Raw genomic sequence first — 371 nt, forward strand, 5'->3', positions numbered from 1 at the left:
ATCTTATCGTTGCTAACGCTAATTAATTCTGCCTGCAAGAAGAATGGAGGGTTTTACGATGCGCCAGATCAGAATGTAACCTTTGCCGGCAATACTTACGATATCTTATCGTTGCTAACGCTAATTAATTCTGCCTGCAAGAAGAATGGAGGGTTTTACGATGCGCCAGATCAGAATGTAACCTTTGCCGGCAATACTTACGATTATTTGAAAAGCAAACCAGGTGTTTTCGATTCGCTTATTGTAGCGATTGACAGGATGGGTTTGAAAAAAACATTAACCGATAGTAATGTTACGCTATTTGCAGTAAGCAATCCAAGCTTCCAATTGGCTTTACGGAACTTAAATACGTTAAGAAAACTATCTGATAA

The 371-nt window shown here is 38.8% G+C and carries 1 pseudogene; it reads left to right on the plus strand.

From position 1 onward, the window contains the following. Window positions 1–371 (plus strand): annotated as a pseudogene (locus AC1DND_RS29635) (hypothetical protein); the annotation flags it as partial.

This window comes from Pedobacter sp. 01N416 (genome assembly GCF_056399685.1).